Origin of the sequence: Micromonospora sp. C81 (genome assembly GCF_018070425.1) — a bacterium.
GTDB classification, from domain to species: domain Bacteria; phylum Actinomycetota; class Actinomycetes; order Mycobacteriales; family Micromonosporaceae; genus Micromonospora; species Micromonospora zamorensis.
In genome coordinates this window covers 38,954-65,057 of sequence record NZ_JAGPXS010000005.1, presented here as the reverse complement: position 1 = coordinate 65,057, position 26,104 = coordinate 38,954, and the positions used below count along the sequence as shown (strand labels likewise).

The 26,104-nt window shown below is 72.1% G+C and carries 20 protein-coding genes; 13 read left to right on the top strand and 7 right to left on the bottom strand.

Features of this window, described 5'->3' with window-relative positions; genetic code table 11:
* The first annotated feature begins 1 nt into the window (after position 1).
* From KBX46_RS11170 to KBX46_RS11155, 4 genes are read left to right on the top strand one after another with little or no spacing between them, the layout of a single operon-like run.
* Positions 2–919 carry a carbohydrate ABC transporter permease gene (locus KBX46_RS11170; RefSeq protein ID WP_210792446.1) on the top strand — a complete coding sequence of 306 codons (918 nt, stop codon included), beginning with the start codon at positions 2–4 and terminating at the stop codon, positions 917–919.
* The gene (locus tag KBX46_RS11165; protein ID WP_210792445.1) at positions 919–1,740 is read left to right on the top strand and encodes a carbohydrate ABC transporter permease; all 822 of its coding nucleotides are present in this window, start codon (positions 919–921) and stop codon (positions 1,738–1,740) included. Before KBX46_RS11170 ends, KBX46_RS11165 begins: the two co-directional genes overlap by 1 nt.
* Complete coding sequence (locus KBX46_RS11160; protein ID WP_210792444.1) at positions 1,737–3,824, top strand: alpha-galactosidase; 2,088 nt, start codon at positions 1,737–1,739, stop codon at positions 3,822–3,824. Before KBX46_RS11165 ends, KBX46_RS11160 begins: the two co-directional genes overlap by 4 nt.
* Positions 3,825–3,869: 45 nt before the next feature.
* Positions 3,870–6,083: a glycoside hydrolase family 27 protein gene (locus KBX46_RS11155; protein WP_210792443.1), complete on the top strand. Its 2,214-nt coding sequence runs from the start codon at positions 3,870–3,872 to the stop codon at positions 6,081–6,083.
* Positions 6,084–6,211: 128 nt separating this feature from the next.
* Here the strand turns inward: KBX46_RS11155 and KBX46_RS11150 are convergent, their stop codons facing one another.
* Positions 6,212–8,638: an AAA family ATPase gene (locus KBX46_RS11150; protein ID WP_210792442.1), complete on the bottom strand. Its 2,427-nt coding sequence runs from the start codon at positions 8,636–8,638 to the stop codon at positions 6,212–6,214.
* A gap of 98 nt (positions 8,639–8,736) precedes the next feature.
* Positions 8,737–11,751 carry a S8 family serine peptidase gene (locus KBX46_RS33005; protein WP_210792441.1) on the bottom strand — a complete coding sequence of 1,005 codons (3,015 nt, stop codon included), beginning with the start codon at positions 11,749–11,751 and terminating at the stop codon, positions 8,737–8,739.
* 236 nt (positions 11,752–11,987) lie between these two features.
* Between KBX46_RS33005 and KBX46_RS11140 the strand changes: the two genes are divergently transcribed.
* Complete coding sequence (locus KBX46_RS11140; RefSeq protein WP_247667357.1) at positions 11,988–12,779, top strand: serine/threonine protein kinase; 792 nt, start codon at positions 11,988–11,990, stop codon at positions 12,777–12,779.
* Between the two features lie 284 nt (positions 12,780–13,063).
* Here the strand turns inward: KBX46_RS11140 and KBX46_RS11135 are convergent, their stop codons facing one another.
* Positions 13,064–14,314 (bottom strand): HNH endonuclease signature motif containing protein, encoded by a 1,251-nt coding sequence (locus KBX46_RS11135; RefSeq protein WP_210792440.1) that lies wholly within the window; start codon positions 14,312–14,314, stop codon positions 13,064–13,066.
* A gap of 107 nt (positions 14,315–14,421) precedes the next feature.
* Entirely contained in the window at positions 14,422–14,901 is a 480-nt protein-coding gene (locus KBX46_RS11130; RefSeq protein ID WP_088951318.1) for a helix-turn-helix domain-containing protein, read from the bottom strand.
* 104 nt (positions 14,902–15,005) lie between these two features.
* Here KBX46_RS11130 and KBX46_RS11125 point away from each other — a divergent pair, with 104 nt between their 5' ends.
* Positions 15,006–16,553, top strand: a complete 1,548-nt coding sequence (locus tag KBX46_RS11125; protein ID WP_308159456.1) for an MFS transporter — start codon at positions 15,006–15,008, stop codon at positions 16,551–16,553.
* 91 nt (positions 16,554–16,644) lie between these two features.
* Here the strand turns inward: KBX46_RS11125 and KBX46_RS11120 are convergent, their stop codons facing one another.
* Together KBX46_RS11120 and KBX46_RS11115 are read right to left on the bottom strand one after the other, a co-directional pair.
* On the bottom strand, positions 16,645–17,052 hold the full coding sequence (locus KBX46_RS11120) for a RidA family protein (RefSeq protein WP_208741284.1): 408 nt from the start codon (positions 17,050–17,052) through the stop codon (positions 16,645–16,647).
* Positions 17,049–17,879: an NAD(P)-dependent oxidoreductase gene (locus KBX46_RS11115; RefSeq protein ID WP_210792439.1), complete on the bottom strand. Its 831-nt coding sequence runs from the start codon at positions 17,877–17,879 to the stop codon at positions 17,049–17,051. Before KBX46_RS11115 ends, KBX46_RS11120 begins: the two co-directional genes overlap by 4 nt.
* 79 nt (positions 17,880–17,958) lie before the next feature.
* Between KBX46_RS11115 and KBX46_RS11110 the strand changes: the two genes are divergently transcribed.
* Positions 17,959–18,864 carry a LysR family transcriptional regulator gene (locus KBX46_RS11110; protein ID WP_210792438.1) on the top strand — a complete coding sequence of 302 codons (906 nt, stop codon included), beginning with the start codon at positions 17,959–17,961 and terminating at the stop codon, positions 18,862–18,864.
* 34 nt (positions 18,865–18,898) lie between these two features.
* Here the strand turns inward: KBX46_RS11110 and KBX46_RS11105 are convergent, their stop codons facing one another.
* On the bottom strand, positions 18,899–19,765 hold the full coding sequence (locus tag KBX46_RS11105; RefSeq protein ID WP_210792437.1) for an oxidoreductase: 867 nt from the start codon (positions 19,763–19,765) through the stop codon (positions 18,899–18,901).
* 132 nt (positions 19,766–19,897) lie between these two features.
* Between KBX46_RS11105 and KBX46_RS11100 the strand changes: the two genes are divergently transcribed.
* The 6 genes from KBX46_RS11100 to KBX46_RS11075 all read left to right on the top strand — a co-directional run bounded on the left by KBX46_RS11100 (position 19,898) and on the right by KBX46_RS11075 (position 26,074).
* Positions 19,898–20,779, top strand: a complete 882-nt coding sequence (locus tag KBX46_RS11100) for a helix-turn-helix domain-containing protein (protein WP_210792436.1) — start codon at positions 19,898–19,900, stop codon at positions 20,777–20,779.
* A gap of 312 nt (positions 20,780–21,091) precedes the next feature.
* Positions 21,092–21,265, top strand: a complete 174-nt coding sequence (locus KBX46_RS11095) for a hypothetical protein (protein WP_172862148.1) — start codon at positions 21,092–21,094, stop codon at positions 21,263–21,265.
* Positions 21,262–22,266 carry a glycosyltransferase family 4 protein gene (locus tag KBX46_RS11090; RefSeq protein WP_210792435.1) on the top strand — a complete coding sequence of 335 codons (1,005 nt, stop codon included), beginning with the start codon at positions 21,262–21,264 and terminating at the stop codon, positions 22,264–22,266. The genes KBX46_RS11095 and KBX46_RS11090 overlap by 4 nt, the downstream gene beginning before the upstream one ends.
* A gap of 117 nt (positions 22,267–22,383) precedes the next feature.
* Positions 22,384–23,520: a glycosyltransferase gene (locus KBX46_RS11085; protein WP_210792434.1), complete on the top strand. Its 1,137-nt coding sequence runs from the start codon at positions 22,384–22,386 to the stop codon at positions 23,518–23,520.
* A complete protein-coding gene (locus KBX46_RS11080) occupies positions 23,517–24,569 on the top strand; it encodes a glycosyltransferase (RefSeq protein ID WP_210792433.1) in 1,053 nt (350 codons plus the stop codon). Before KBX46_RS11085 ends, KBX46_RS11080 begins: the two co-directional genes overlap by 4 nt.
* Entirely contained in the window at positions 24,566–26,074 is a 1,509-nt protein-coding gene (locus tag KBX46_RS11075) for a glycoside hydrolase family 130 protein (RefSeq protein ID WP_210792432.1), read from the top strand. Before KBX46_RS11080 ends, KBX46_RS11075 begins: the two co-directional genes overlap by 4 nt.
* Positions 26,075–26,104 lie beyond the last annotated feature (30 nt).

Here is a 26,104-nt window from a genome sequence, read left to right as displayed (position 1 = left end):
CGTGACAGCAACGATCTCCACGACCTCGGTCACTCCCACCCGGCGGCGGCGACGGTCGGCTCGACTGTCGCCGCTGCTGGTGGCGTTCGTCCTCGTGCCGTTCGCGGTCGAGAGCATCTGGGTCTTCTGGCCGGCGCTGCAGGGCTTCTGGTTCTCCCTCACCCGCTGGGACGGCATGTCGTCGCCGACCTTCGTGGGCACGGACAACTACGTCGAGCTGGCCGGTGACGCCACCTTCCGAGGCGCGCTGGTCAACACGGTGATCTGGCTGGTGCTCTTCGGTGGTCTCTCCGTGCTGGGTGGCTTCGGCATGGCGCTGATCCTGCAGAAGGAGCGGCGCTGGGTCGGCTTCTACCGGGCCGCGCTGTTCACCCCTGTGGTGTTCTCACTGGTGGTGACCGCGCTGGTCTGGCGGGTCTTCTACCAGCCCGACGGCATCGCCGACACGTTGCTGCGGGCCGTCGGCCTGGAGCACCTGATCCGACCCTGGCTCGCCGACCCGCACACCGCCCTCTACGCGGTGATCCTGCCCGCCCTGTGGCGGCAGATCGGCTACGTGATGGTGCTGTTCCTGGCCGGGCTGAAGGCGATCGACCCGGCGCTGCACGAGGCCGCCCGGATGGACGGCGCCAACGCCTGGCAGCGGCTGCGGCACGTCACGATCCCCCAGCTCAAGGGAGTCAACGCCGTCGTGCTGTCGGTCATCGTGATCGACTCGCTGCGCTCGTTCGACATCGTCTGGTCGCTGACCAAGGGTGGGCCGTACCACTCGTCGGAGCTGCTCAGCACCTACATGTACTCGACAGCGTTCCAGAGCCTGCGGCTGGGTTACGCCTCCGCGATCGCCGTGGTGATCTTCGTGCTCGCGCTGGCCGTCATCCTCGGCTACCTGGTCCGCGCGTTCCGGGAGGAAGCGTGATGAACAAGCTCCGTACCGGGGCCTTCCACACCGGCATGATCCTGCTGTCGCTGCTCTGGCTGGGCCCGGTGCTCTGGGTCGTGGTGATGTCCACCCGGTCGTTCGACGACATCGCCGCACACGGCGTGGGCAGCCTGCCCCGATCGTTCACGCTGGACACCTACCGACAGGCGTGGACCGACGGCGGCGAGCTGCGCGCCCTGATCAACAGCATGCTGGTCGCCGTCCCGTCGGTGGCGTTGAGTCTCGCCCTCGCGGCGATGGCCGCGTTCGCGCTGAGCCGCTTCCGGATCCCCGGCCGACGCACCATCCTGCTGCTGATGCTCGCCGGCAACCTGCTGCCACCGCAGATCCTGCTCATCCCGGTGGCGAAGTTCAGCGAGCTGACCGGCCTGTACGACACGCTCTGGGCGCTGATCGCGGTGCAGGTCGGCTTCGGGCTCGGCTTCTACACCTTCGTCCTGCACGGCTTCATGCGGGACCTGCCGGGCGAGATCCAGGAGGCGGCCACCATCGACGGCGCCGGCACGGCGCAGATCTTCACCAGGGTGATGCTGCCACTGACCCGGCCGGCGCTCGCCGCTCTCGGGGCGCTGTCCTTCACCTGGATCTTCAACGACCTGCTCTGGGCGATCACCGTGTTGCGTACCGACGACAACATGCCGGTCACCCCGGCGCTGCTCGCCCTCCAGGGCCAGTTCGTCTCGTCCTGGAACGTGATCGCCGCCGGCACCGTCATCGCGGCCGTCCCCACCGTCGCGGTCTTCCTGCGCTTCCAGCGGCACTTCGTCTCCGGCCTGGCGCTCGGAGCGGTCAAGTGACCGCCGCGCCCGGGCAGCGTTGGACGCTGCGCGGCACGCACACCGAGTACACAGTCACCGTGCCGGCGCACGGCCGCTGGCTGGAACTGGTCGCGTGGGGGCCGCACGGCGTCTCCACCGGGCCGTCGCCGGTCGCCTACGACGGCCCGGTGCCGTTCCTCACCGCCGGGGACGCCGCCCCCATCGAGTACGCCACCGACGCCGACCGGCCGTTCACCGGCGCGGACCTGGTGGTGGAGACCGTGACCGGGCAGCGCCGGGTGGGCTTCACGCACACCGGCGTACGGGTCGACGCCGACCAGCGGGAGCTGGCCGTCGACTTCGCCGACGCGGTGACCGGGCTACGCGCAACGGTGCACTACCGGGTGCCCGCCGGCACCGATGTGGTGCAGCGGTGGGTCGAGCTGACCAACGGCGGCTCCGCCCCGCTGCGGGTGGTCCGGGCCGGGTCGGGCGGTTTCTGCGTACCGACGCCGCACGGCGCGCTGCTCAGCCACCAGTGGGGGCAGTGGGCGCAGGAGTTTCAGCTCTCCCACGTCGAGCTGGGCCACGGCACCTTCAGCATCGGCAGCTCCCAGGGCGTACCCGGGCATCTGCACGTGCCCTGGCTGGCCGTGCGGGACACCGCCGAGCCGGCCGGTCCGGCGTGGGGGATGGCGTTGGCCTGGACCGGTTCGTGGGAGATCAGCGCCGAGCGGGACACCGGCGGGCTGACCCGCGTCCGGGCCGGCCGACAGTTGGTCGACGGCCCGCTGGCGCTGGCCCCCGGCGAGGTGCTGGCCCTGCCGGTGGTCACCGGGGCGTACAGCCCGGACGGCCTGGACGGGCTCGCCCGGGTCTGGCACACCCACCAGCGGTTGCTCGCCGCCGACCGGCTCACCCCACGACCGGTGCTCTACAACTCGTGGGAGGCCACCTACTTCGCCGTCGAGGCGGAGAGCCAGCTCGCGCTCGCTCGGATCGCCGCCGACCTGGGCGTCGAGACGTTCGTGGTGGACGACGGCTGGTTCGTCGGCCGCGACGACGATACCGCCGGACTGGGTGACTGGACGCCCGACCCGGCGAAGTTCCCCGCCGGGTTCGACACGTTCATCGCCGACGTCCGCGCGCTCGGGCTGAACTTCGGGCTCTGGGTCGAGCCGGAGTGCGTCAACCCGAGGTCGAGCCTCTACGCCGAGCACCCGGAATGGGTCTACTCCGTCGACGGTCGGCCGCTCACCCCCGTGCGCAACCAGTACCTGCTCGACCTGGGCCGGCCGGAGGTCGCCGAGTTCGTCCACTCCACTGTGGACGATCTGCTGCGCCGGTACGACATCGACTACCTGAAGTGGGACTTCAACCGGCCGCGTACCGAGCCGGGCCGGCCGGGCGGTGTCGGTCCGCTCGACCTGGACGGCACCCACGTCGCCAACCTGCACCGGATCTACGAGCGGCTGCGCCGGGACCACCCCGGTGTGCTGATCGAGGCCTGTGCCGGCGGTGGCGCGCGGACCGACCTGGCGATGGCCGCCCGCGCCGACGTGTTCTGGCCCAGCGACAACACCGGCCCACTCGACCGGCTGGCCATCCAGTACGGCTTCCTGCACGCCAACGCCCCGCACCTGCTCAGCTCCTGGGTCACCGACGCGCCCGGCCTGTTCGACAGTCGACCGCGAACCCTTGCGTTCCGGTTCGTCCTGGCGATGGCCGGTGTGCTCGGCATCGGCGCGGACATCCGGGCCTGGACTCCCGAGGAACGGGCCGAGGCGGCCGGCTGGATCGCCCGGTACAAGCAGATCCGGGACGTCGTCACGCACGGCGAGGTGCACCTGATCGGTGGGCCCGACCAGGCCCGCTGCGCGGTGCAGTACACGGCGCCCGACGAGCGCCGGGTCGTCGTCCTGGCCTGGCACACCGGCCGGCTCGACGGCGCCGGCCTGCTGCCGTCGCGCCCGGTACGGCTGCCACTGCGTGGCCTCGACCCGGCGGCCCGCTACCGACACGGCGACCGCCACTACTCCGGCAGTCACCTCGCCGCTGTCGGCCTTCCCGTGCAGTGGAGCCCGACCCATGACGCCGACCTCATCGTGCTGACCCGCGACTGAGGTCGGAGCACCACCACCCCACCCCCGAGGGACAGGAGTACCTCCATGCGCCTGAACCGACCGCTGACCGCTGCCCTGGCCGTGCTCGGCCTGGGCCTGGTCAGCCCGACGCCGGCACTGGCCGGCCCACCGCACACCGACCCACCCCAGGTCGGTCACGGGCCCGGCCGGCCCGGCCACGCCCCGGCCGCCACCGGCGCGGAGGACCAGGGGGCCCCGACGTTCTTCAACAGCGGCCTCGCCCCGACGCCCTACCAGGGCTGGAACACCTACTTCGGCCTCGGTGGCGATCCCACCGAGGCCGAGGTCAGGTCCGTCACCGACCATATGGTCCACAGTGGCCTGCGCGACGCCGGCTACACCTACGTCTGGATCGACGGCAACTGGGCCGCGCCCACCCCACGCAACGAGGCCGGTCAGCTCGTCGCCGACCCCGCCCGCTTCCCCGGCGGAATGGCAGCGCTGGCCGCGTACATCCACAGCAAGGGGATGAAGGCCGGCATCTACACCGACGCCGGGCCGTACCTGTCGGGGCAGTGCGGGCTCGGCAGCAACGGCCACTACCAGGCCGACGTCGCCCAGTTCGCCGGCTGGGGCTTCGACGCGCTCAAGGCCGACTGGCTCTGCGGCCGGGCCGCCGGCCTCGACCCGGAGGCCACCTTCCGTGAGCTGGCCGAGGCGGTACGCCAGTCGCCGCGGCCGATGCTGCTCAACATCTGCAACCCGGTCAGCTCCGACTGGGGTGGCGGCCCGTACACCCCGGAACAGCTCTCCACCTGGAGCTACACGTACGCGCCCACCATCGCCGACTCCTGGCGGACGTACACCGACGTGGGCCTGACCGACCCGAGCCCGCAGTGGGCGTACCCGTGGGTGCTGCGCAACATGGACGTCAACGCGTACCACCCGGCGGCCACCGGGCCGGGGCACTACAACGACCCGGACTACCTGCTGCCGATGCGCCCGCTGCCCGACGGCGGGTACGAGTTGAGCCTGGACGAGTCCAAGACGCAGCTCGGCATGTGGGCCATCATGGCCGCACCACTGGTGATCGGCTCCGACCCACGTGGCCTGCCGGCGGAGATGATCTCGGCGTTGACCAACCCGGAGATCATCGCGGTGGACCAGGACCCGCTGGTCCGACAGGGCGTCAAGGTCGCCGACACCGGCACCGACGCGCAGGTCTGGAGCAAGGTGCTCACCGGTTCCGGTAAGCGGGCCGTCGCGCTGCTCAACCGACACGACACCGCTCAGCAGATCACTGTGAATTTCGCCGACGTCGCGCTCGGCGGGTCGGTGCGCGTCCGTGACCTGTGGTCCCGCGCTGACGTGGACGCCCAGCCCGGTTCCGCCGGAGTCCAGCCGTTCACCGGCTCGTACACCGTCGAGGTGCCGGCGCACGGCGTGGCCATGCTCGGTCTGACCGGCACCGACCAGGTCGCCGGCGCCAACCTCGGCGGCACCGCCAGCGCCAGCCCGGCGCTGGTCCGGGTGGACGACACGCACGCCGCCGCCTTCGTCCGCGACGCCTCCGGCGCGCTGGCCGTCAACACCCGCACCGGTACGACGTGGGGCACGCGCTGGACCTCGCTCGGCGGCCCGGTCGGCGGCCGGATCCTCGGCCAGCCAGCCGCGTACGGCTCCGCCGGTGGGCGACTCGACGTCTTCGTCCGTGGCACCGACAATGCGGCCTGGCAGCGCAGTTACGTGGCCGGCAGCTGGGGGCCGTGGCGCAGCCTCGGTGGCACGCTGACCGACGCGCCCACGGTGGCCTGGACCAGCCCGACCCAGTGGACGCTCGTCGCCCGAGGCGCGGACGGCAAGCTCTGGTCCCGTGCAGCGGGCACCCGCTGGACCGGCGTCGGCGCTCCCGAGGACCGGCCGTTCCACGGTCGGCCGAGCGCTGTCGTCGACGACGACGGCGTCCTGCACGTGGCGGTCCGCAGCCGCACCGACGAGGTGTGGTGGAGCAGCCGGACCGGCACCACCTGGTCCGCCTGGACCAACCTGGGCGGCACCACCAGTGGCAGCCCGACGTTGCTCGCCACGTCCGGCCGGGTCTACCTGTTCTCGTTGGCCGCCGACAACCGGCTCTGGCAGCGCAACCTGACCGACGGCGCCTGGGGTGGCTGGTTCCGACGCGGTGAGTTCGCGACCGACGCGTTCCGGGGCGCGCCCGGGGCCGCCGCCGGTGCCAACGGCAGCGCCTGGCTGGCCGTACGCGGCGTGGACAACCGGGTGCACCAGGTCGTCCTCTGATCCACGGTGGCGGGCCGTCGTTGGGCGGCCCGCCACCCTGCACCATCCCGGTCCGCTCAGGCGGCGTCGACTCCCGCACCTTCGTCGGCGCGTCTCGTCCCGGGTCGCCTGGCTCGGGCGGGTCGGCGTCAGGCCGGGACGAGCTCCCGGCATCGGCGCAGGGCGGCCAGGGCGAGCGGTGCGTCGCGGCCCGCAATCCCGGCCTCCAACTCGGCGACCGCTCCCGCGGCCCCTGCCGGGTCGCCCGCTGCGGCTGCCGCCTCGGCCAGCACCAGGACCGCCTCGGCGGCCCACGCCAGGATGCCCTTTCCGCGTACCAGTGACAGCGCCTCCGTAGCGTGCCGCGCCGCCTCGTCCGGTCGCCCGGCCAAAGTCAGCCGGGCCAGCGCCGAGAGCGCCTGCACCAGCGGCCAGATCGCGCCGACCCGCCGGGCGTCGGCCACCACCTCCCGCAGCGCCCGTTCGGCCGTCTCCACCTCGTCGGCGTCGACCGCGGTACGGCCCTGCACGGTCGCCAGCTCGACCCGCGCGTCGAGCAGGGTCACCGGCATCCGCTCGGCCGTCACGACCAGCCGGGCGAGCCGCTCGGCCAGCCCGTCGAGCCGCCCGGCGGCCCGGTCCAGCGACAACTCGGTGACCTCCACCAGGGTCGTCAGCCGCTCGTACCCGGTCTCGTCGACCAACCCCCGGCCCGCCGCCAGAAGCGCCTCGGCCTGCTCCGGATGACCGGCGTGCAACGCGCCCTGCGCCCAGTTCAGGCAGGCGCGGGCATGCTCCCGGGGCCGGTCGGCCAACTCGGCGGACGCGCGCAGCTCGGTGATGATCGACCAGGCCGTCGGATCGCCCAGCTCGATCAGCAGCGAGGTACGGGCGATGCGGACCGCGAGGTGCGCGGCCGGGTCCCCGCTGGCCGTCGCGGCGGCCTCGGCCTCCGCGCAGCGGGCCAGGTGGCCGTCGACGTGCCGGCCGACGACGGTGTCCGGGGCCGCCAGCACCGCGAGCGCCGGGGCCCTCCGGCGCGGTGCGCGCAGGTACGGCACGGCGCGCTCGATCTCGGCGTACCCGCGCAGTGCCTCGCCCTGCTGACGCAGCATCCGCCCGAGCACCAGGCCCAGCTCGCCCCGGGCGCCGGGCGGTAGCCGGCGGTCGGCGAGCAGCCGTTCCAGCACCGGGATCGCCTCGGCCTGGCTGAGCCCGTCGATGGCTGACCGGCCCAGCTTCGCGGCGAGCCGGACCCGTACCGGTCGGGGCAGCTCGGCGACGTCCATCGTCTGGAGCAGGAAGCTGGCGGCGGTCGCGTCGTCGCCGCGCTCGGTGGCCAGGTCGGCAGCCGCCTCAGCGTTGCGGACGAAGTCGGCTCCGCTGCCGGCCCGGCGGTAGTGGTGCGCCAGTTGGGCGACCGGCCTGGGAAGCTCCTGTTCCAGCACCCGTGCGACACGCAGGTGCAGCCATTCCCGGCTCTCCCGGGGCACCAGGTCGTACACCACCTGTCGGGCCAGGTCGTGACGAAAGCGCAGGCCGTCACCGCCGTCGTGCAGAAGGCCAGCGCGGTGGGCGGCGGTCAACGCCGCGCCGATCGCCACCCGGTCCAGGCTGAGCACCGAGGCGAGGATGCGTTGGTCCGGTGCCATTCCCAGCACGGCGGCGGCACCGAGCACCTCCCGGGTGGCCTCGTTGAGTGGGCGCAGCCGCCAGAGCAGCACGTCACGCAGGACGAACGGAACGCTGTCGTCCGCCAACGGGTCGCCACCCCGCTCGGCGAGTGTCCGCAGCACCTCCTCGACCACGAACGGGATGCCGGCGGTCCGGTCGAGCAGGGTGGCGGTGAGCTGCTGCGGCGGGTCGTCGAGCCGCAGGGTCCGGGCGGCGAGCCGGCGTACGTCGTCGGCGTCCAGCGGGCCGAGCGGCACTCGCGCGACGCTCCACGGAGGGGTTCGGGCCAACGCGTCGTGGATCGGCGTACTGCCGCCCGGCGCGGCCGTGCGTGCGGTCAGCACCACCGCCAGCCCGTCCACCGGGTGGGTGCTCAGGTAGCCGAGGAACTCGCAGGTCGCCGGGTCGGCCCAGTGCAGATCCTCCAGCAGCAGGGTGGCGGGGCTCAGCGCGGCCAGCACCGCGGCGACGGCCCGCAGCAGCCGGTGTCGTTCGGCCGCCGGGTCGGTCAACGGGGGCGGCGGGGCGGGCAGGGCGTCGGCGAGCTCGGGCAGCAGCGGCGCGAGGGCGCCGGCCACCGGGCTGAGCGGGCCGAGTCGGTCGGCGCTGCCCCGGATCGCGTCCAGCAGTACGCCGAGCGGGAAGGGCTCCGGCACGTCGTCGCACTCGCCGGCCAGGTGGTGCCCGGGAAGTTCGGCGAGCAACTCGGCGACCAGCCGGCTCTTGCCGATCCCGGGCTCGCCCTCCAACAGGATCAGGCACGGCGGGGCTTCGACGAGCCGGCGCAACTGCGCCAACTCCTCCGTTCGTCCGACGAACTCGACGGGCCCACGCAGACGTTCGGGGCGGACCGGAGTTGGGCCCCCGCCGCCCCGCGTCTTGTCCCCGCCGCCGTCGATCACCGTGGGCCGAGCAGATCACCTCTGCGCGGACCGACGATGGGCCGGCGGACCGGCGGTGACCTGGGTCACACGCCGGCCCACCGGCCCCGCTGGCACCGTCAGGACTGGACGGTGACCGGCACGGTCTTCAGCGAGCCGTCACCGTTGCGGAACTCCAGCACCCCGAGGTAACGCTGTCCCGGAGCGAGGCCGAACCAGCGCACTGTCAGGTTCGCCGTCGTGCCAGGCTGCACGCTGCGCTGCTTCGGGTCGATGGTGAACCGGCCGGTGGAGGTGCCCGGCGCGCCGGGCAGATAGCTGGTGAGGGTGTACGCGTTCGTGCCCTTCGGCATGTTCTCGGTGAACTCCTGCTCGACGACCACGATGTAGTCCCCGGCACCGTCCGGCAGCGTCACCTTGGCGCCGTCACGACCGCTGGCCGTGGCGGTGACGAACTTCCCGTCCTTGTCGTAGACGTTGAGGCTGAACTCGGTGCACTCCATCACGCCCTCCTCGTCGTCCCAGTCGATGTGGGAGCAGGTGGGACGCTCCGACGTCACCTGGACGAGCGGGCTGCGGGTGCCGGCCGGCACGTGCAGGGTGGTCCTGCTGATCGACGCGGGCAGTGGCACCGGCAGGTTGTTCGACGTGCTCCAGTCCCAGCTCGGCCCGTCGCCCTGGAGGGTGACCACGGTGCTGGTGCCCGCGGTGAGGCCGGAGAGCTGGGAGATCAGCTGACCCTTGTAGCCGACCTCGGCGGCGACCCGGACGCTGCCGAAGGTGCCCTTGCCGGTGATGGCGTCGGGAGCGACCAACCCGGAGTTGTGGACGACCAGTGGGCTGCGCACCTCGTGCTTGAACTGGTCGCGCCAGGTCAGCGAGCCGTCGGCCCAGGTGTCGAACGCGCCGCCGGTGTTGGTGACCTCCACGCTGAAGCGGGCGCTGCTGCCCGGACGGATCTGCATCTTCGCCGGCGTGACCTTGACCTTGTAACCCGGCGGGGCCTGCACCGACGAGGTGTACGTGCTGGTCTTGTCGCTGACGTTGGTGACCGTACGGGTCACGGTCTGCTTGCCGACCATCCGGCCCAGCGAGATCGACGGGTAGTTGAGCTGGGCCGTGTCGATCGCACCGATGGTGTCGCAGCCGTCCAGGTCGGCGAGCCCGTAGTCGCTGCCCCGGTCGGCGGAAACCCCGCACAGGTACTGGATCCAGTCCTGCTGGTTGGAGTCGTAGACCAGGCCCGGGTCGAACGCCCCACCCGGCTTCACCTGGCCCGCGCCGTAGTTGAGCGGGGTGGCGTCGTACGTGCCGATCTTGATGGGGTTGCCCTTGTCGGTCTTGTCCACCGCGCTGGTCATCAGCGCGGAGCGGACCGCGGCGGGCGACCAGTCGGGGTGCTTCGCCAGCAGCAGGGCGGCGATGCCGGCGATGTGCGGCGCCGCCATCGAGGTGCCGGACTCCAGGGCGAAGTCGTTCCCGCCAGCGGACGGGGAGAACGCGGCGACGATGTCCTGACCGGGCGCGCTGATGTCCGGCTTGAGCAGCTCACCGGCGTTCAGGTTGGACGGGCCGGCCGAGGAGAACGCGGCGACCGCGGGGGCCTCGACAGTCTCCAGCCTGCTCGGCGAGATGGTGGCCGTGGCGTTGCCCTTGGCGACGTACGCGGTGACCGTGGCCAGGTCGACCTCGTTGATGTGCACGGTCGGCACGGCCTGCACGTCGGCGTTGAGGGAGTTGAGTTCCTCGTTGTACAGCACCATGCCGACCCCGCCGGCCCGTGCCACCTCGATGCTCTTGTCGGTACGCGGGATCTCACCACGCAGGCAGAGCACGATCGCGCCCTTGACCTTGGCCGGATCCAACGTGTCGTCGGCGCAGAGGCCCGCACCGTACGCGCCGTCCGGGTCGAGTGCGCTGTCCTTCGCGAAGACCAGTCGGGCCGGCCCGACACCGGCCTCGCCCATGCCCACACCCGCGATGGTCGTGCCGTTGCCGAGGGTGAGCTTCCGGGTGTTCTGCCGGTCGGTGGTGCTCGCGGCCACCGTGGTCAGCCACGGCGTCGAGTTGTCGACGGTGTTGGCGAACGGGCCGGAGTTGCCCGCTGCGGCGGCGACGAACACACCAGCGGCGGCGGCGTTGAAGAACGTCGCGTCGACCGCCCCGAACCGCTCGGTGTCGTCACCGATCGAATAGTTGATCACGTCGACACCGTCGGCGACCGCGTCGTCGATGGCGTGCACGATGTCGATGTCGGTACCGGTCGCGCCGCCCGCACCGTTGTCGTACAGCGCCTTGTAGATCGCCAGGCGCGCGGCCGGCGCCATGCCGGAGATCATGCCCAGGTCCTGGGTGCCCGAGGTCGCCCGCACGCCGTGGTTGCCGGCCGCGGTGCTGGCCGTGTGGGTGCCGTGGCCGTTGCGGTCGCGAGGCGAGGAGTAGTCGTCCGGGAACGCGTCGGCGATGCCGCTGTCGTTGTACCAACGGGCGCCGATCACCTTGTTGTTGCAGGTGACCGGTGCCTCGACGCCAACGTCGCAGGTGCCCTTCCACTTGGCGTCGATGACGGCCTGGTCAGGGCGAGGGCTGGGCAGCGGTGCGAAGCTCGCGCTCTCCGGCCAGTAGCCGCTGTCGATGACCCCGACGATGATGCCCTCGCCCGCGTGGGAGTCCCCGCCGAACTCCTTCTTCCACACCCCGCCCTTGCCGGTCAGGCCCAGGTATTCCGGGGTGTGCGAGGTGGCCGCGTGCACCTTCTGGCTCTCGTAGACCGCCCGTACACCTCGGGTGGCGCGCAGCCGGGCGGCCTGCGGCCCGGTCAGGTCGGCGGCGAACCCGTTGAACGCGGTCTCCATCGTGACGCGGGTGCGGTCGGCCGGAACGCCGACACGGTCCAGAACGGACGTACGCTGCTGGCGCAGGTGATCGCGGTATGCCTTGGCGCTGCCCGACGTGCGGTTCAGCTTCGCGCCGTCGGCCGGCTTGGTCGCCGCGATGCCGGGGACGCCGCCGGTGTAGGTGGCCAGCGGCTCCTCGTCGAGCTGGACGAGGTAACGGGCGGTCGGTCCACTGCCCGCCGGCGCGGCGACTGCGCTGGCGGGCAGACTGGTCAGCCCGGCCGCGGTCAGCGCCACGGCGGCCAGCATGCTGACCCCGCGCCTGGCCCGTCCGGTCCGATCTGTGTTCGGTTGTGGCACGTCGTTGCCTCCACGTTCGGTGCCGGCCGCCACGACTGATGACGGTGGCCGAAACCTAGGATCGGTATCGATCATCGAGAAGCACTCGTAACCTGGCTGTCATCTTGGAAACAAGCTCGTAACACAACGGGTACTTTGCGCGTCATTTGGCGCCACCGAACTTGGGGGTGTCCATGCCATTTCGGCGGGTTTCGGTGCCGTCGATCAATTCGGCCTTCGTCGTCTTCGGCGAGCAGGACTCCGGGTGCCTGTCCTACGGGGTCGAGGACGCGGGCGGGCGTTGGCTCGTCAAGACGGCCATCACGGCCGAGGGCAGAGCTTCCCTCGACCGGGCCTGCGCGGTGCACGCCGCAGTCCACCACCCGGTGATCGTCCGTCCAGTGCGGACAGTTCACGGACCGGCCGGGCCAACGCTCGTCTACCCCTGGTACGACGGCGACCTGTTGAACCACGCGACAGTGCACGGCGCCGACCGCAGCGGGCTCACGCGGTTCCAGCAACTGCCGCTGCCGCAGGTCGAGGAGGCCCTCGACGCGATCCTCGACGCCCATCTCGCCGTCAGCGCCGCCGGCCTGGTCGCGGTCGACCTCTACGACGGCTGCTTCCTGTACGACTTCTCCGCCGGGCGGATGCGGCTGATCGACCTGGACGAGTACCGACCCGGGCCCTTCCTGCTCGACGCCGAACGGCTGCCCGGCTCGCGGCGCTACATGGCACCGGAGGAGTTCGTCCGTGGCGCGGTGATCGACGAGCGGACCACCGTGCACCTGCTCGGCCGCACCCTGCACCACCTGCTTCACTCCCCCGAGGGCTGGCGGGGCAACAACGACCAGCGTCGCGTCGTGGACCGGGCGACCAGGGCTGCCCCCGCCGCCCGTTACTCCGACGTGCCAGCGCTGGTAGCTGCTTGGCGGCGGGCTGGTTGCCGACCGGGATGCCCTTGTCGTCGGTCCGCGACACCCTGACCCTCATCCTGGTGGCCTGGTGGCCTGGTGGCCTGGTGGCCTGGTGGCCTGGTGGCCTGGTGGCCTGGTGGCCTGGTGGCCTGGTGCGGGAAGGGGCTGGTTCTCCGCGTTCGGGAGCGTGGCCCGCAGCGGTTTGGGCTCATGCCCAGCGCCGGCCTGCGCCGTCGCGCCACCGTGCCGGTACCGCCGAGCGCGCGGCGTCATCCGAGGCCCGGCCTTGTCGCGCGCGGGACCACCTGGATCCGGCTGCGTGGTGACAGTGCGCTCAGCCCGGCTGGTCGTGTCTATGTCCGTCGGTGGTAGTGGTTGCGGCGGGGGAGTTGGTCGGGGTCGAGCCAGGCCGGGGGCACAAACTCCGGATGGCCGTCGTCGCCGAGTCGGACGGTCCAGTCGTTGTGGTGGAGGTGGCGGTGGTGGTGGCCGCAGAGTAGGACGGCGTTGTTGAGGTTGGTGGGGCCGCCGTCGGCCCAGTGCCGGATGTGGTGGGCGTTGCACCAGCGGGGTGGTCGGTCGCAGCCGGGGAAGGCGCAGCCACCGTCGCGTAATACGAGGGCCCGGCGTAGTGGGCCGGTGATGAGGCGGCGTTGTCGGCCGACGTCGAGGACCTGACCGGTGCCGCCGAGCACGGCGGGCAGGATCGCGGCGTCGCAGGCGAGTCGGCGCACTGTTTCCGGGGTGAGGTGGAGGCCGGTGTCGAGGGTGGCGGCGCCGAGTTGTCCCGCGAGGGCGTCGTAGCTGGTGGTGACGACGATTTGTGCGGGGTCGCCGCCGTGTTCGGGTAGCTCCCTTGTGCGCAGGCTGAGCCGGCAGAGGTCAGCGAGGGCGTCATGGCGGCGTTGCCCGGCGCAGCGCTGGTCGTCGGGGCCGGACGGGGCGGTGAGCGGGTCGATCGCGGCGCGCAGCAGGCCGGCGGTTTCGCTGTCGAGGATGCCGGTGAGTCGGAGTCGGCCGTCGGTCAGCGTGGACATCGTGACGTGGCGGTCGCGGTTGGTTCGGCGGGCGTCGGCGTCGAGTGCGGCCTGGGCTGCGGCGTCGGCGATGTCGGGGGCGACGTGGTCGAGGATGCGGGTGCTGAGCTTGCGCAGCAGGGTGGGGTCGAACTGCCCGGCCCAGTCGACCAGCACACCGACGGCCTTGTCGGCCACCTCCGGCCCAGCGGCCGTCTGCACGGTGGCGACGGTGTCGGCGATGACCCGCACCTGCTCCACGCTGACCGCGCCGGCAGCCAGCGCGCCCCGCACGGCCGGCGGGGCCGCGTCGACGCACGCCGCGAGATCGACCAGCCGACGGGCTGCGGGAATGGTCAACCGCAGTCGCTCGCGCAACCAGACCGCGGTGCTGGAGGCGCCCTGCGCGACCGCCGTGCCCCGACCGTCCACCTCGCGCACCAACGCCAGCTTCACGGCGGCGAGACGTTGCTCCAGGCGGTGTGCGGCGTCGAGCGCCGCGACCAGCTCATCGTCGGCGAGAGCCCAGGCGGCGTCGTCAACGCAGGCAGCGACCGCGTCGTCTGCCTGCGCCAACTCCTCGACCATGACCACACACTAGAACAGGTGTACGACAACCTTCGGTGACCAAGATCGATTGGATGGCGGCACGCCGCTGGCCTCGTCAGGGCCTCGGGTGGTCAGCGCCTCAGCCGTCAGCTGCGCCGGATCAGGCCCGGGCCGGCGGCGATGTCGATGTCGCCGTCCTCCACCTCGTGGCCCGCCGCGCAGCGGAGCACCGCGCGGACCGGCTCGCCGCAGTCGTGATGGGTGGCGACGACGGACGGGCCGGCGTCGTCGGCGGCCCAGGTGTCGCCCCAGTTGCGCAGCGCCGTGATCACTGGCAGCAGTTCGTGGCCCTTGCGGGTGAGCTGGTATTCGTGGCGGGTGCGCTGACCCGGCTCCCGGTAGGGGATGCGTTCGAGCAGGTTGGCGGCGACCATTTCCTTGAGTCGGGCGGCCATGGCGGGCTCGCCGACGCCGACCCGGCGGACGAAGTCGTCGAAGCGGCGTGTGCCGAGCAGCGCCTCGCGCATGATCAGGACCGTCGACCTGCTGCCGACGATGTCCATCGCCCGGGCTACCGAGCAGTTCTCGCTCGACCAGGAGTCGCGATCTTCTCGGAGGTCCTCCATGCCGTCCAGCGTACCTGACTTGCGTAAAAGCTAGCCAGGTGGTTCACTTGGTCGTCGCTGGCTTATGCGAACGCAAGTCAGCCCGACGAGCATCGAGGACGCCAGTGACCACCAACACCACGGCCCCGACCGCAGCCGCACCCGGACCGGCCACCGCCAGGTCCCTTCGCGGTTCCCGCCCGGTGACCCTGATCGCCATGTGCCTGGGCGCGATGATCACGTTCCTCCAGATCACCGCGACGGTCTCCGCCCTGACGACCATCCAGCGCGATCTTCGGGTCGACCCGACCACCGTGATCTGGATTCCCAGCGCCTACACCCTGGTCGTGGCCAGCGTGGTGCTGTCCGCAGCCACCCTCGGCAACCGCTACGGACGCAGGCGTATGTTCGGCGCCGGCATCCTCGCCATGATCGTGGGCGGTGCCGTGGTGGCCGGTGCCCCCACCGTGGCCTGGGTGATCGTCGGGCAGTTGGTCGCCGGCCTCGGCGGGGCCCTGATCCTGCCCAACAGCCTGGCGATCCTCGGCGCGACCTTCACCGACCCGCACCGCCGTACCGAGGTCATCACCGCGTGGGCGGCCGCCTCCGGCATCGGGCTCGCGATCGGCCCGCTCATCGCCGGCACCCTGCTGAAGCACTACGCGTGGCACAGCGTCTACCTGTCGACGATCGTGCTGGGCGTGGTCACCCTCGTCGTCGCCGCCATCGGCGTGGCCGAGTCCCGGCCGAGCGCAGGCCGACTCGACGTACCCGGCCTGCTGCTCGGCACCGTCGCCATCGCCGCGGCCGTCTACGCCCTGATCCAGGGCGGCAAGGACGGCTACACCAGCCCGGTGGTGACGGTGGCCTGGATCGCCGCGGCTGCCGCGCTTGTCGCGTTCGTCCTGGTCGAGCTGCGTTCCGATGCGCCGATGCTCGACATACGGCTGTTCCGGTCCGCGTCGTTCAGCGCCGTCATGGTCGTCGCCGCGGTGTCGCTGTTCGGCTTCACCGGCGTGGCGATCCTGCTGGTCCTCTTCCACGAACGTGTCCAGGCACTCAGCCCGCTGGACACCGGCTGGCGGATGCTGGTGCTCTTCGGCGCTTACGTGGTCGTCGCCTTCGGCGCCGGGCGGGCGATCCGTCGTACCGGCTTCAAAGCGCCGCTCACCCTCGGCCTGGTCCTCGGTGCGGTGGCGAGCTTCGGCCTGGCGGCCCAGGGTCCCACCGCGTCGTTCGGTCACCGGTGGGCGCTGTTCGCCTTGTTCGGTGCCGCAGGCGGCCTGGTGGTGGCTCCGGCGACCGCCGCCGCGTTGGCCAGCGTCGCGCCCGCGCAGGCCGGGATGGCCTCCGGCGCGGTCAACGCCGCCCGACAGGTCGGCTCCGTGCTCGGCACGTCCCTGCTGGGCACGCTGCTCACCACCACGATGCTGGCTGACCTGCCCGACCGGTTGGCCGCGCACCAGGTCGCCGAACCTACCCGTGGCGCCGTGCAGGCGGCGGTGGCCGCCGGTGTCACCGGCGACCAGCCGCTGCCCGACCCGGTCCGGGCGGCGATCGCCGAAGCCATGACCTCCGGCGTCCAGGCCGGGTTGCGGATCAACGGCATCGTCTTCCTCGTCACCGCCGTGCTCACGCTCGCCCTCGTCCGCAACCGGCCGCACCAGCGCTGAGACCGGCCGCACCAGCGCTGAGACCGGCCGCACCAGCGCTGAGACCAGCGCGCCGACTGCGCCGATCGCCACGAAGATCAGCCGATGCCGGTCAACCTGTGGTCACGGCAGCGGTGACCTCGACCTCCAGCACCGCGCCGTCGAGAAAGAGCCGGCTCACCTCGACGGTGGTGCTGGCGGGCCTGGTCTGCCCGAAGTAGCGGTTGCGGACGTCCGCATAGCCGGCCAGGTCGCCGAGGTCGGTCATGAACGTCCGGACGTGCAGCACGTCGGCGAAGGTGGCGCCGTGCGCCGCGAGCAGCGCGCCGATCAACTCGAAGATCCGTTCGGACTGCGTCCGCACGTCGCCGGGTGCGACCACCGCGCCGGCGTCGTCCACACCGACCTGACCGGAGAGCATCAGCAGCGCGCCCCCTGGCAGGTCGAGGCGGGCGACGTGCGCGAACCGGTCGCCGAACGGCGCGGCGACGGTCGTCGGGTTGTCCAGGGTCAGGTTCACTGATTCTCCTCGGAAGCGGCGGCGTCGGTGAGACGGGCGATGTCGTCCTGCGGATGGCGCGCGGCCGCCAGCGCCGACGCGGCGGCGCGCAGCAGGGGCACCGGCGCGTCGCCGAGCACGTCGAGGGCGAGTCGGGCGTCCTTGGCGGCCAGGGCGGCGGCGAACGCGGCGTCCGTGGCGGTCGCCCGGGCGACCGCGCCGCCGAGCGGTCCGGTGCCAAGTGCATCGATCGCGGTACGTCGGTCGACGCCGACGGCGTCCGCGACAGTGAGCGTGTCCGCGACCGCGGTGACAGCGGTGATCAGCGCGGTGTTGAGCACCAGCTTCAACGCCGCGCCCCGGCCGGAGCCGCCGCAGCGACGGACGGTGCCCAACATCCCCAGCAGCGGGGCGATCCGCTCGACGACCGCCTCTTCCCCGCCGGCCAGGACCACGAGTTGGCCCGTCTCGGCAGCCCCGGCACTGCCGGCGACCGGAGCGTCAACCAGCGGTACTCCCGCCGGCAGCAGGGTGGCCAGTTCGGCCACGGCCCGGGGACCGATGGTGGACATCTCGATCACGGGGGTGCCCGGCCGCAGCGCCAGTGCCGCACCGGAGTCGACCAACGTGTGCCGGACGGCGACCGCATCGGTGAGCATGGTGATCACCACGTCGGCGTCGCGGACCGCCTCGGCTGGGCTGCCGGCGGCTCGTGCCCCGGCGTCGATGAGCGGCGCCGTGCGGGCGGACGTGCGATTCCAGACGGTGAGCCGATGCCCGGTGGCCAGCAGCCGACGGCCGATCGCGGTGCCCATCGTGCCCGTACCCAACAGTGCGATCTCGAACATGTCGCCAACGCTAGGGGGCGGAAAGCCATGCCACCAGCGACTGTTATGCATTGCTGCCATGCTGCGGGAGCATGGCACGATGCAGCTGAACGCGCTCCAGGTCTTCCGTGCCGTCGCCGAGCACGGCTCCATCACGGCTGCGGCCCGCAGCCTGCGCTACACCCAGTCGGCGGTGTCCCGACAGATCGCCGCGCTGGAAGCCGAGACCGGGTCGCCGTTGCTGGACCGGTTGCCGCGCGGTGTCGCCCTGACCGAGCAGGGCCGTTGCCTGCTCGGCCACGCCGAGGCGGTGCTCGACCGGCTGGACACCGCCCGGCGGGACCTGGCGGCGCTGCGCGACCTGTCCGCCGGCCGGTTGCGGGTCGGCGCGTTCCCCACGGCGGTCGCCGCGCTTGTGCCACGTGCTCTGGCCAGCTTCAGGTCCGAGCATCCCGAGGTGGCCCTGTCGCTGGTCGAAGGGCTCACGCCCGGGCTGCTGGAGCGCCTGGTCGACGGCGACGCCGACGTCGCCGTGGTGAGCGCCGCGTCGGACAAGCCGCTCGACGGCGACCAGTTCGACCTGCACCACCTCGTCGACGAGACGCTTCTGGTGGCTGTTCCCCGGGCGCATCGGCTCGCCCACCGGCGGACCATCCGTCTGCGCGACCTGGCCGACGAGTCGTTCATCGCCGGCTCGGCGACCGCCGAGGAGACCCTGCTGCGGGCGACCCTACCGGCGGGTTTTCGCCCGCGGATCGACATCGTCGCGGCCGAGTGGACCGGCAAGCTGGGCTGTGTCGCGGCCGGTCTGGGCGTTGCGCTGGTGCCGGCCCTGGCCGTACGCGCCGCTCCATCCGACCTGACCCTGCTCCGCCTGCACCCCGACGACGTCTCCGTCCGGCGGATCTTCGCCGCGACCGTCGCCGGGCGGAGCCGACCACCGGCGGTGCGGCGGTTCCTCACCCATCTGGACCGGGCGGCGGGCCTGAGTGAAGCGGGTGGGTGACGCGGACCGCCGTGTGGCGGTCCGCGTCCCGGCGTCAGCCGCCGATGGTGTCGAGCTCTTCGATCGCGTCGGCCGGCAGCTTCAGGTCTGCAGCGGCGATGTTCTCCCGTAGGTGCGCCAGCGTCGAGGTGCCCGGGATCAGCACCGTGGTGGGGGAGCGCTGAAGCAGCCACGCCAGGGCGACCTGCTGCGGCGACGACCCCACCCGGGCGGCCACGTCGTTGAGCGTGTCGGACTGCAACGGCGTGAACCCGCCGAGCGGGAAGAACGCGGCGAACGCGATGTTCTCCGCCGCGCACCGGTCCACCAGGGCGTCGTCCTGCCGGTTGGCGAGGTTGTAAAGGTTCTGGACGGTGACCACCGGGGCGATGGCCTGGGCCTCGGTGAGCTGGTCGAGCGTGACGTTGCTGAGCCCGAGGTGCCGGATCAGCCCTTCCTGCCGCAGTTCGGCGAGGGCGCCGAACTGCTCGGAGAGGGGATCGTCGCCGGTGCCCTCCGCCACACCGACCCGCAGGTTGACCACGTCGAGGACGTCCAGGCCGAGGTGCTGGAGGTTGTCCCGGACCTGGGCCTTCAGTTCGTCCGGCTCGAGCGCCGGGATCCAGGAGCGGTCGGCGCCGCGGCGCGCGCCGACCTTGGTGACCAGGTGCAGATCCTCGGGGTACGGGTGCAGCGCCTCGCGGATCAGCTCGTTCACCACCACCGGGCCGTAGAAGTCGCTGGTGTCGATGTGCCGGACACCGAGGTCGACGGCCTCGCGGAGCACGGCGATCGCCTGCTCGCGGTCGCGGGGCGGGCCGAAGACACCCGGGCCGGCCAACTGCATCGCTCCGTAGCCCATCCGGCTGAGGGTGAGGCCCTCAGCCAGGGTCAGGGACCCGCCGGGAAGGTTCTCGCTCATGTCGTCCTCTATCCGTGATCGGAGTGGATATGCGTCGACTGTGCGTCGGGGATCAGCCGGCCGGCAGGGCGAGCTGTTCCTGGTAGTGACACAGCCAGTCACCGGGCGGCCCGGCGATCTACCGTCGGTCTCATGGACGCGACGAACCCGCTCGGTGACTTTCTGCGTGCCCGCCGGGAGCAGACCCGGCCCGAGGACGTCGGGCTCGGCCCGGGAGTGGGCCTGCGCCGGGTGCCGGGGCTGCGGCGCGAGGAGGTGGCGATGCTGGCCGGGATCAGCGCCGACTACTACCTGCGGTTGGAGCAGGGCCGCGAGCGGCATCCGTCGGTGCAGGTCCTCGATGCCCTGGCCGGGGTGCTGGGGTTGGACCCGGAGGCGACCGCGTACATGATCGGGCTGAGCCGTGCGCGGTCGCGCCGGGCCGCCCGGCCGGCCGCTGACCGGGTGCCGGCCAGCATCCTGCACCTGCTGCGGGAGCTCGACATGCCGGCCTTCGTGCAGAACCGCTACCTCGACATCCTGGCCTCGAACCCGATGGCGAGGGCACTGTCGCCGAATCTCGCCCCGGGCGCCAACCGACTACGCGCGGTGTTTCTGGACCCGGCCGAGCGGGAGCTGTTCCGCGACTGGCGGCAGGCGATGCAGAGCGTGGTGGGGCAGATGCGCGCCGACTCGGGCGGGGCCACCGACGACCCCCGGTTGACGGCCTTGGTGGGGGAGCTGTCACTCAAGAGCGACTGTTTCCGCCGGTTGTGGGCGCGTCACGAGGTGCGTCGGCGGGAGGGCGTGGTCAGCCGGCTGCGTCATCCCGAGGTGGGTGACCTCGACCTGTACTGCGACAAGCTCGCGGTGGCGGGCGCCGACGGGCAGCTGCTGGTGATCTACCACGCCGAGCCGGATACGGAGTCCGCACGCTCGTTGGCGTTGCTCGGCTCGATCGCCGCCAGCACCCGGGACGACACCCCGGACAGTCTCCGACCCGGTGACCCGGCCCGGCTCTACCCGTCGGAGTGAGCTGACGTGTCCGGCAGGCCTCGCCACCGGTGCGTATGCAGTCGAGGGCCCCGAGGGCGTACGGTGGACACGTCGCCCGGGATCCCGGTGGCCGCCAGACGCCGTCGCCACCAGCCCATCAGGGGCGTTACCGATCGTCATCCCCGTCGCCGCGACTCTTTGGCCGTGTCGGCCGATCGCCGAGCACGTGCCGGCTGTCGGGTTCCGCCGTCATCGCGGTCGGAACAGTTGGTGGTCCGGATCCGACGCACGCATGCACACCACTGTCCGTGCGAATGATCATTTTGAACACCCAACCAGGGGGAGCACCAGATGAGGATCGCCAGGGACAGGATCGTCACCGCACTTCGCGACCGGGGCCAGCAGGCCCGGGCCGACTGGGTCGAGCGCGAGCTGCCGGAGCGCGTGGACCCGGCGAAGCACTCCGGGCTGCTCGCCACCCTGCACCTCAACCCAGCTGATCTCGTCGACGCGTCCTCCCCTTGAGGGTTGCGCTGCTCGGACCGGTCGCCTGGCGTACGCCCCCGCACCACTACGGGCCGTGGGAGCAGGTGACCGGCCTGCTCGCCGAGGGGCTGGTCAGCCGCGGCGTGGACGTGACGCTCTTCGCGACACTGGATTCCGTCACCTCCGCCCAGCTCGACGGAGTCTGCCCACGGGGGTACGCGGACGACCCCGACCTGGACGGTCGGGTGTGGGAGGCGATGCACGTCTCCCACGCGATGGCCCGCTCGGCGCAGTTCGACGTGGTGCACAGCCACCTGGACTGGCTGCCGCTGGCCTTCGCGGAACACTGCCGGGCACCGCTGCTGACCACGGTGCACGGCTTCTCCGGCGCGGGGATCCTGCCCGCCTACGGCCGAGCCCGATCGTCGTACGTGTCGATCTCCGACGCCGACCGGGCACCGGAGCTCGACTACGTTGCCACGGTCTACCACGGCGTCGACGTCGGCGGTCTGCCGTTCACCGACAAGGCCAGCCCCGGGCTGGCCGCCTTCGGCCGGATCCACCCGGACAAGGGCACCCACACCGCTATCGAGATCGCCCGCCGCGCCGGCCGGCCGCTGACCATCTGCGGGATCGTGCAGGACGAGCGGTACTTCGCCGAAGAGGTGGCACCGCACATCGACGGTGACCAGGTCGTCTTCCTCGGGTCGGTGGGCCCGCAACGGCGTGCCGAGGTGCTGGGCGAGAGCACCGCGCTGCTGCACCCGATCGCCTTCGACGAGCCGTTCGGGCTGTCGGTCGTGGAATCGATGGTCTGCGGCACCCCGGTCGTCGCCTATCGACGGGGGTCCATGCCCGAGGTGGTCGACGAAGGGGTGACGGGCCTCCTCGTCCACACCGTCGACCAGGCAGTCGAGGCGATCACCCGGGCCGCCGACCTCGATCGGGCGGAGTGTCGGGCGCAGGCTTTGAAGCGCTTCAGCGCCGACCGGATGGTCACCGACTATCTCGCGGTCTACGACCAGCTCGTTCGTAACTGACTGAGCCGCACACCTCTTCGTTCCGCCGGTCACACACGCTGACCGGCGTGCGCCGTTCCCGCGTGAGGCTCACCGCGTACTCCTGTGGTGGGCCGACAACCGGAAGGCACGACGTTCATGCCCAGCTACGGCTTCCTCAGCACCCACCCACCGACCCGGTGCGGCCTGGCCACGTTCAACGCCGCCCTCGCCGCCCAGCTCACCGCCGACGGCACCCACGGCGGCATCGTCCGGGTCACCGATCACGGCGACGACCAACGGCCCACCCCAGGGGTCGTGCACACCTGGTCGGCGCGGGACCCGTCCGGCTGGCGGGACGCGGCGGCCGCCCTCAACGCGTACGACGTGGCGATCGTCCAGCACGAGTACGGCATCTATCCCGGCACCGACGGCGAGGAGGTCCTGCCGTTGCTGCGGCGCCTCAGCGTGCCGAGCATCGTGGTCCTGCACACCGTCCTCAGCCAGCCCTCCGCCCGGCAGAAATCCCTGCTGGAGCAGATCGTGGCCACCGCCGGGGCGGTCGTCACGATGACCGACACCGCCCGGGACCGGCTGCTCGTCGGGTACGCAGTGCCAGCGGGAAAGGTGACGGTCATCCCGCACGGCGCCGCCGAGCTTGCCGGTGTGCCCGTCGACCGGCGTGCCCGCCCGCACCTGCTGACCTGGGGACTGATCGGCCCGGGCAAGGGCATCGAGTGGTCGTTGCGGGCCCTCGCGCGGTTGCAGGATCTGGAACCGACTCCGACCTACACGGTCGCCGGACGGACCCACCCGAAGGTGATCGAGCACCACGGTGAGGCGTACCGGGCCGGGTTGCACCAGCTCGGTGCCCAGTTGGGTGTCGCGCACGCCGTCGACTATCAGGACATCTACCACGACCAGGAGGCACTGGGTCGGCTGATCCGCTCCGCCGACGTGGTCGTCCTGCCCTACGACTCCCGCGAACAGGTCACCTCCGGTGTCCTCATCGAAGCGGTGGCCGCCGGGGTGCCCGTCGTGGCGACGGCGTTCCCGCACGCCGTCGAGCTGCTGACCGGTGGGCCCGGTCTGGTCGTACCCCATCAGAACCCGGCGGCGCTGGCCAAGGCGATCCGGCGGGTCCTGACCGAGCCGGGCCTGGCCGCCCGGTTGGCCGGGCGGGTCCGCCCGCTGGCCGCAGACCTGCGCTGGCCGGCGGTGGCGGCCCGCTACGGCACCCTCGCCGAAGACCTCCTGGCCGCCCGCTCGCCCACCGCCAGCCCCGTGCCGGCGTGACGGCGACCACCGGACACCCCCGGACCGCGACGGGTGAGCGCTGGGTGACGGCGCCCCCGCCGAGCTTCGCGCACCTGGCACGGCTGAGTGACGACACCGGTCTGTTCGAGCATGCCCGGCACGCCATCGTCCGCCGCGAGCACGGCTACTGCACCGACGACGTGGCTCGCGGCCTGGTGGTCGTCAGCCGCGAGCCGGAGCCGAGCGACGAGCTGCTCCGGCTCGCGGAGCGCTACCTGGCGTTCCTGACCCACGCGCAGGACACCGACGGCGCGTTCCACAACCGACTCGGGCACGACCGGCGCTGGGCCGACGAACCAGGGCTCGGCGACTGGTGGGGTCGGGCGCTGTGGGGCCTGGGCACTGCCGTCGCCCGCAGCTCCGCGCCCTGGATACGGGAGGAGGCGCTGGTGGCGTTCAGCCGGGGTGCCACCCGGCGCGCCAAGGCACCGCACGCGATGGCGTTCGCCGGTCTGGGCGCGGCCGAGGTGCTCCGCCGTCACCCGGGTCACGTCGCCGCGGCATCCCTGCTCGCGGACGCGGCCAGCACTGTCGGCCCGGCCGGGTCCGACCCGCGGTGGCCGTGGCCACGGCAGGAGCTGACCTACGCGAACGCGGCCCTCGCAGAGGTGGTCATCGCCGCCAGCCAGCTTCGCGAGGGTGGTCCACCTCTCTACGACGGCCTGCGGATGTTGACCTGGTTGCACCAGACCCAGCTCCGCGACGGGCGGTTGTCGGTCGTACCCGCAGGGGGGTGGCGGCGCGGCGCCGTACGACTGCACCACGACCAGCAGCCGATCGAGGTCGCCACCTTCGCGGACGCCTGCGCCACGGCTGCCACTGTCACCGGGGACCCCGGGTGGGACGCCGGCGTGCGGCAGTCGGTCGGGTGGTTCCTCGGTGACAACGACCTCGGCACCCCGATGTGGGATCCGGCGACCGGCGGTGGCTACGACGGGCTGACCGCGCACGGGCACAACCTCAACCAGGGCGCCGAGTCCACCCTCGCGCTCATCTCCACCCTCCAGCACGCCCGGCGGTGGTCGTGACCCCGAGTCTGGCCGTCCGTCAGGACGTCACCCTCACCCCGGACCCGCGCCGGGTCATCATCAAGCTCTTCGTCCCGGGTGAGGACGCCGCGGTGGTACGCACTCGCGCGCGGGCACTCATCGACCGGGTCGCGCGCCTCGGCGACGAGGAGACCGGCCGGCTGCTGCGGGACACCTTCGACCGCTTCGGCGCCCGGCACCGCGACCTGGCCGGCACGTTCCACCACCACTACGACCTGGTCCGGCACCGGGCCGCGCGGGCCCGGGACCTCTCGCCGAGCAGCCGGCTGCTGGTCGGCGCCTACTTCAGCCACGAGTACGCCGTCGAGGCCGCCGCCCTCTGCAACCCGTCGATGGTGGCCCACCCGGACCAGACCGAACTCGGCACCGGGCAACTTCGTGTCGCCGTCAGCCTGCGCCAGGTCGGGGAGGGGCACGTGTCCTCCATCGGGTTCGCCACCGCGGTCATCGGACCAGGGCGGCAGCTCACGGTCGCCGACCGGTCCGGCCCGTTGGCCGTCGGGCAGCGGGTGGGCGTACAGCACCGTCGGGACCTGCTCGTCGCCGGCCTGGCCGAGGAGGACTGCGACAACGAGGTCGCGGCCACGGTGCTCGACGCCCTGCCCGAGTGGTACGACGAGGCCACCTTCGAGCGGGTGCTCGCCAACCTGCCACCCGATCTGCTCTCTCGCAGCACCGGCTTGGGCACCCTCGAACAACTGCGTCGCACCAACGCCGGCAGCTACGCCACGGCCTTTCCCGCCGACACGGCCCTGCACCAACGGGTGCTCTGGCCGGCCACTCCGGCAGAGAGCAACGGCATGGAGGATGCGCGGTTCGTCCGGTTCGTTGACGAGTCCGGGCCGGTGTACCGGGCCACCTACACCGCCTACGACGGCCGGAGCATCGCCACCCGTGCGCTGGTCAGCAGTGACCTGCGCCGCTTCGAGATGACCCCGATGCGTGGGCCGGGTGCCCGGAACAAGGGGATCGCGCTGTTTCCGCGTACCGTCGGCGGCCGGCACCTGGCCTTGTGCCGTGCCGACGGCGAGACCATCGGTCTGACCACTCTGGACAGCGACAACCGCTGGCAGGCTCCGGCCCCGTTGCACGCCCCGGGCGAGAGTTGGGAGCTGATCCAGGTCGGCAACTGCGGGTCTCCCATCGAGACCGACGCGGGTTGGCTCGTCCTCACCCACGGGGTCGGGCCGATGCGCCGGTACGCGATCGGCGCGCTCCTGCTCGACCTGCACAGACCGGAGCGGGTCGTCGCGCACCTGCCCGGCGTGCTCCTGGCACCCGACGAGAACGACCGGGACGGGTACGTTCCCAACGTCGTCTACTCCTGTGGGGCACTCGTGCACGACGGTGAGCTGTGGGTGCCGTACGGGGCAAGTGACGCCCGGGTTGGTTTCGCCACCGTGTCGGTGCCCGCGCTGCTCAGCGCCATGGTGCAGGCCCCACCGCCGGTGACCGCGACTGATGAACTGGGTGGGGCAGGGTAGCCTCACGCTGGCACTACGTGCTCCCGCGGT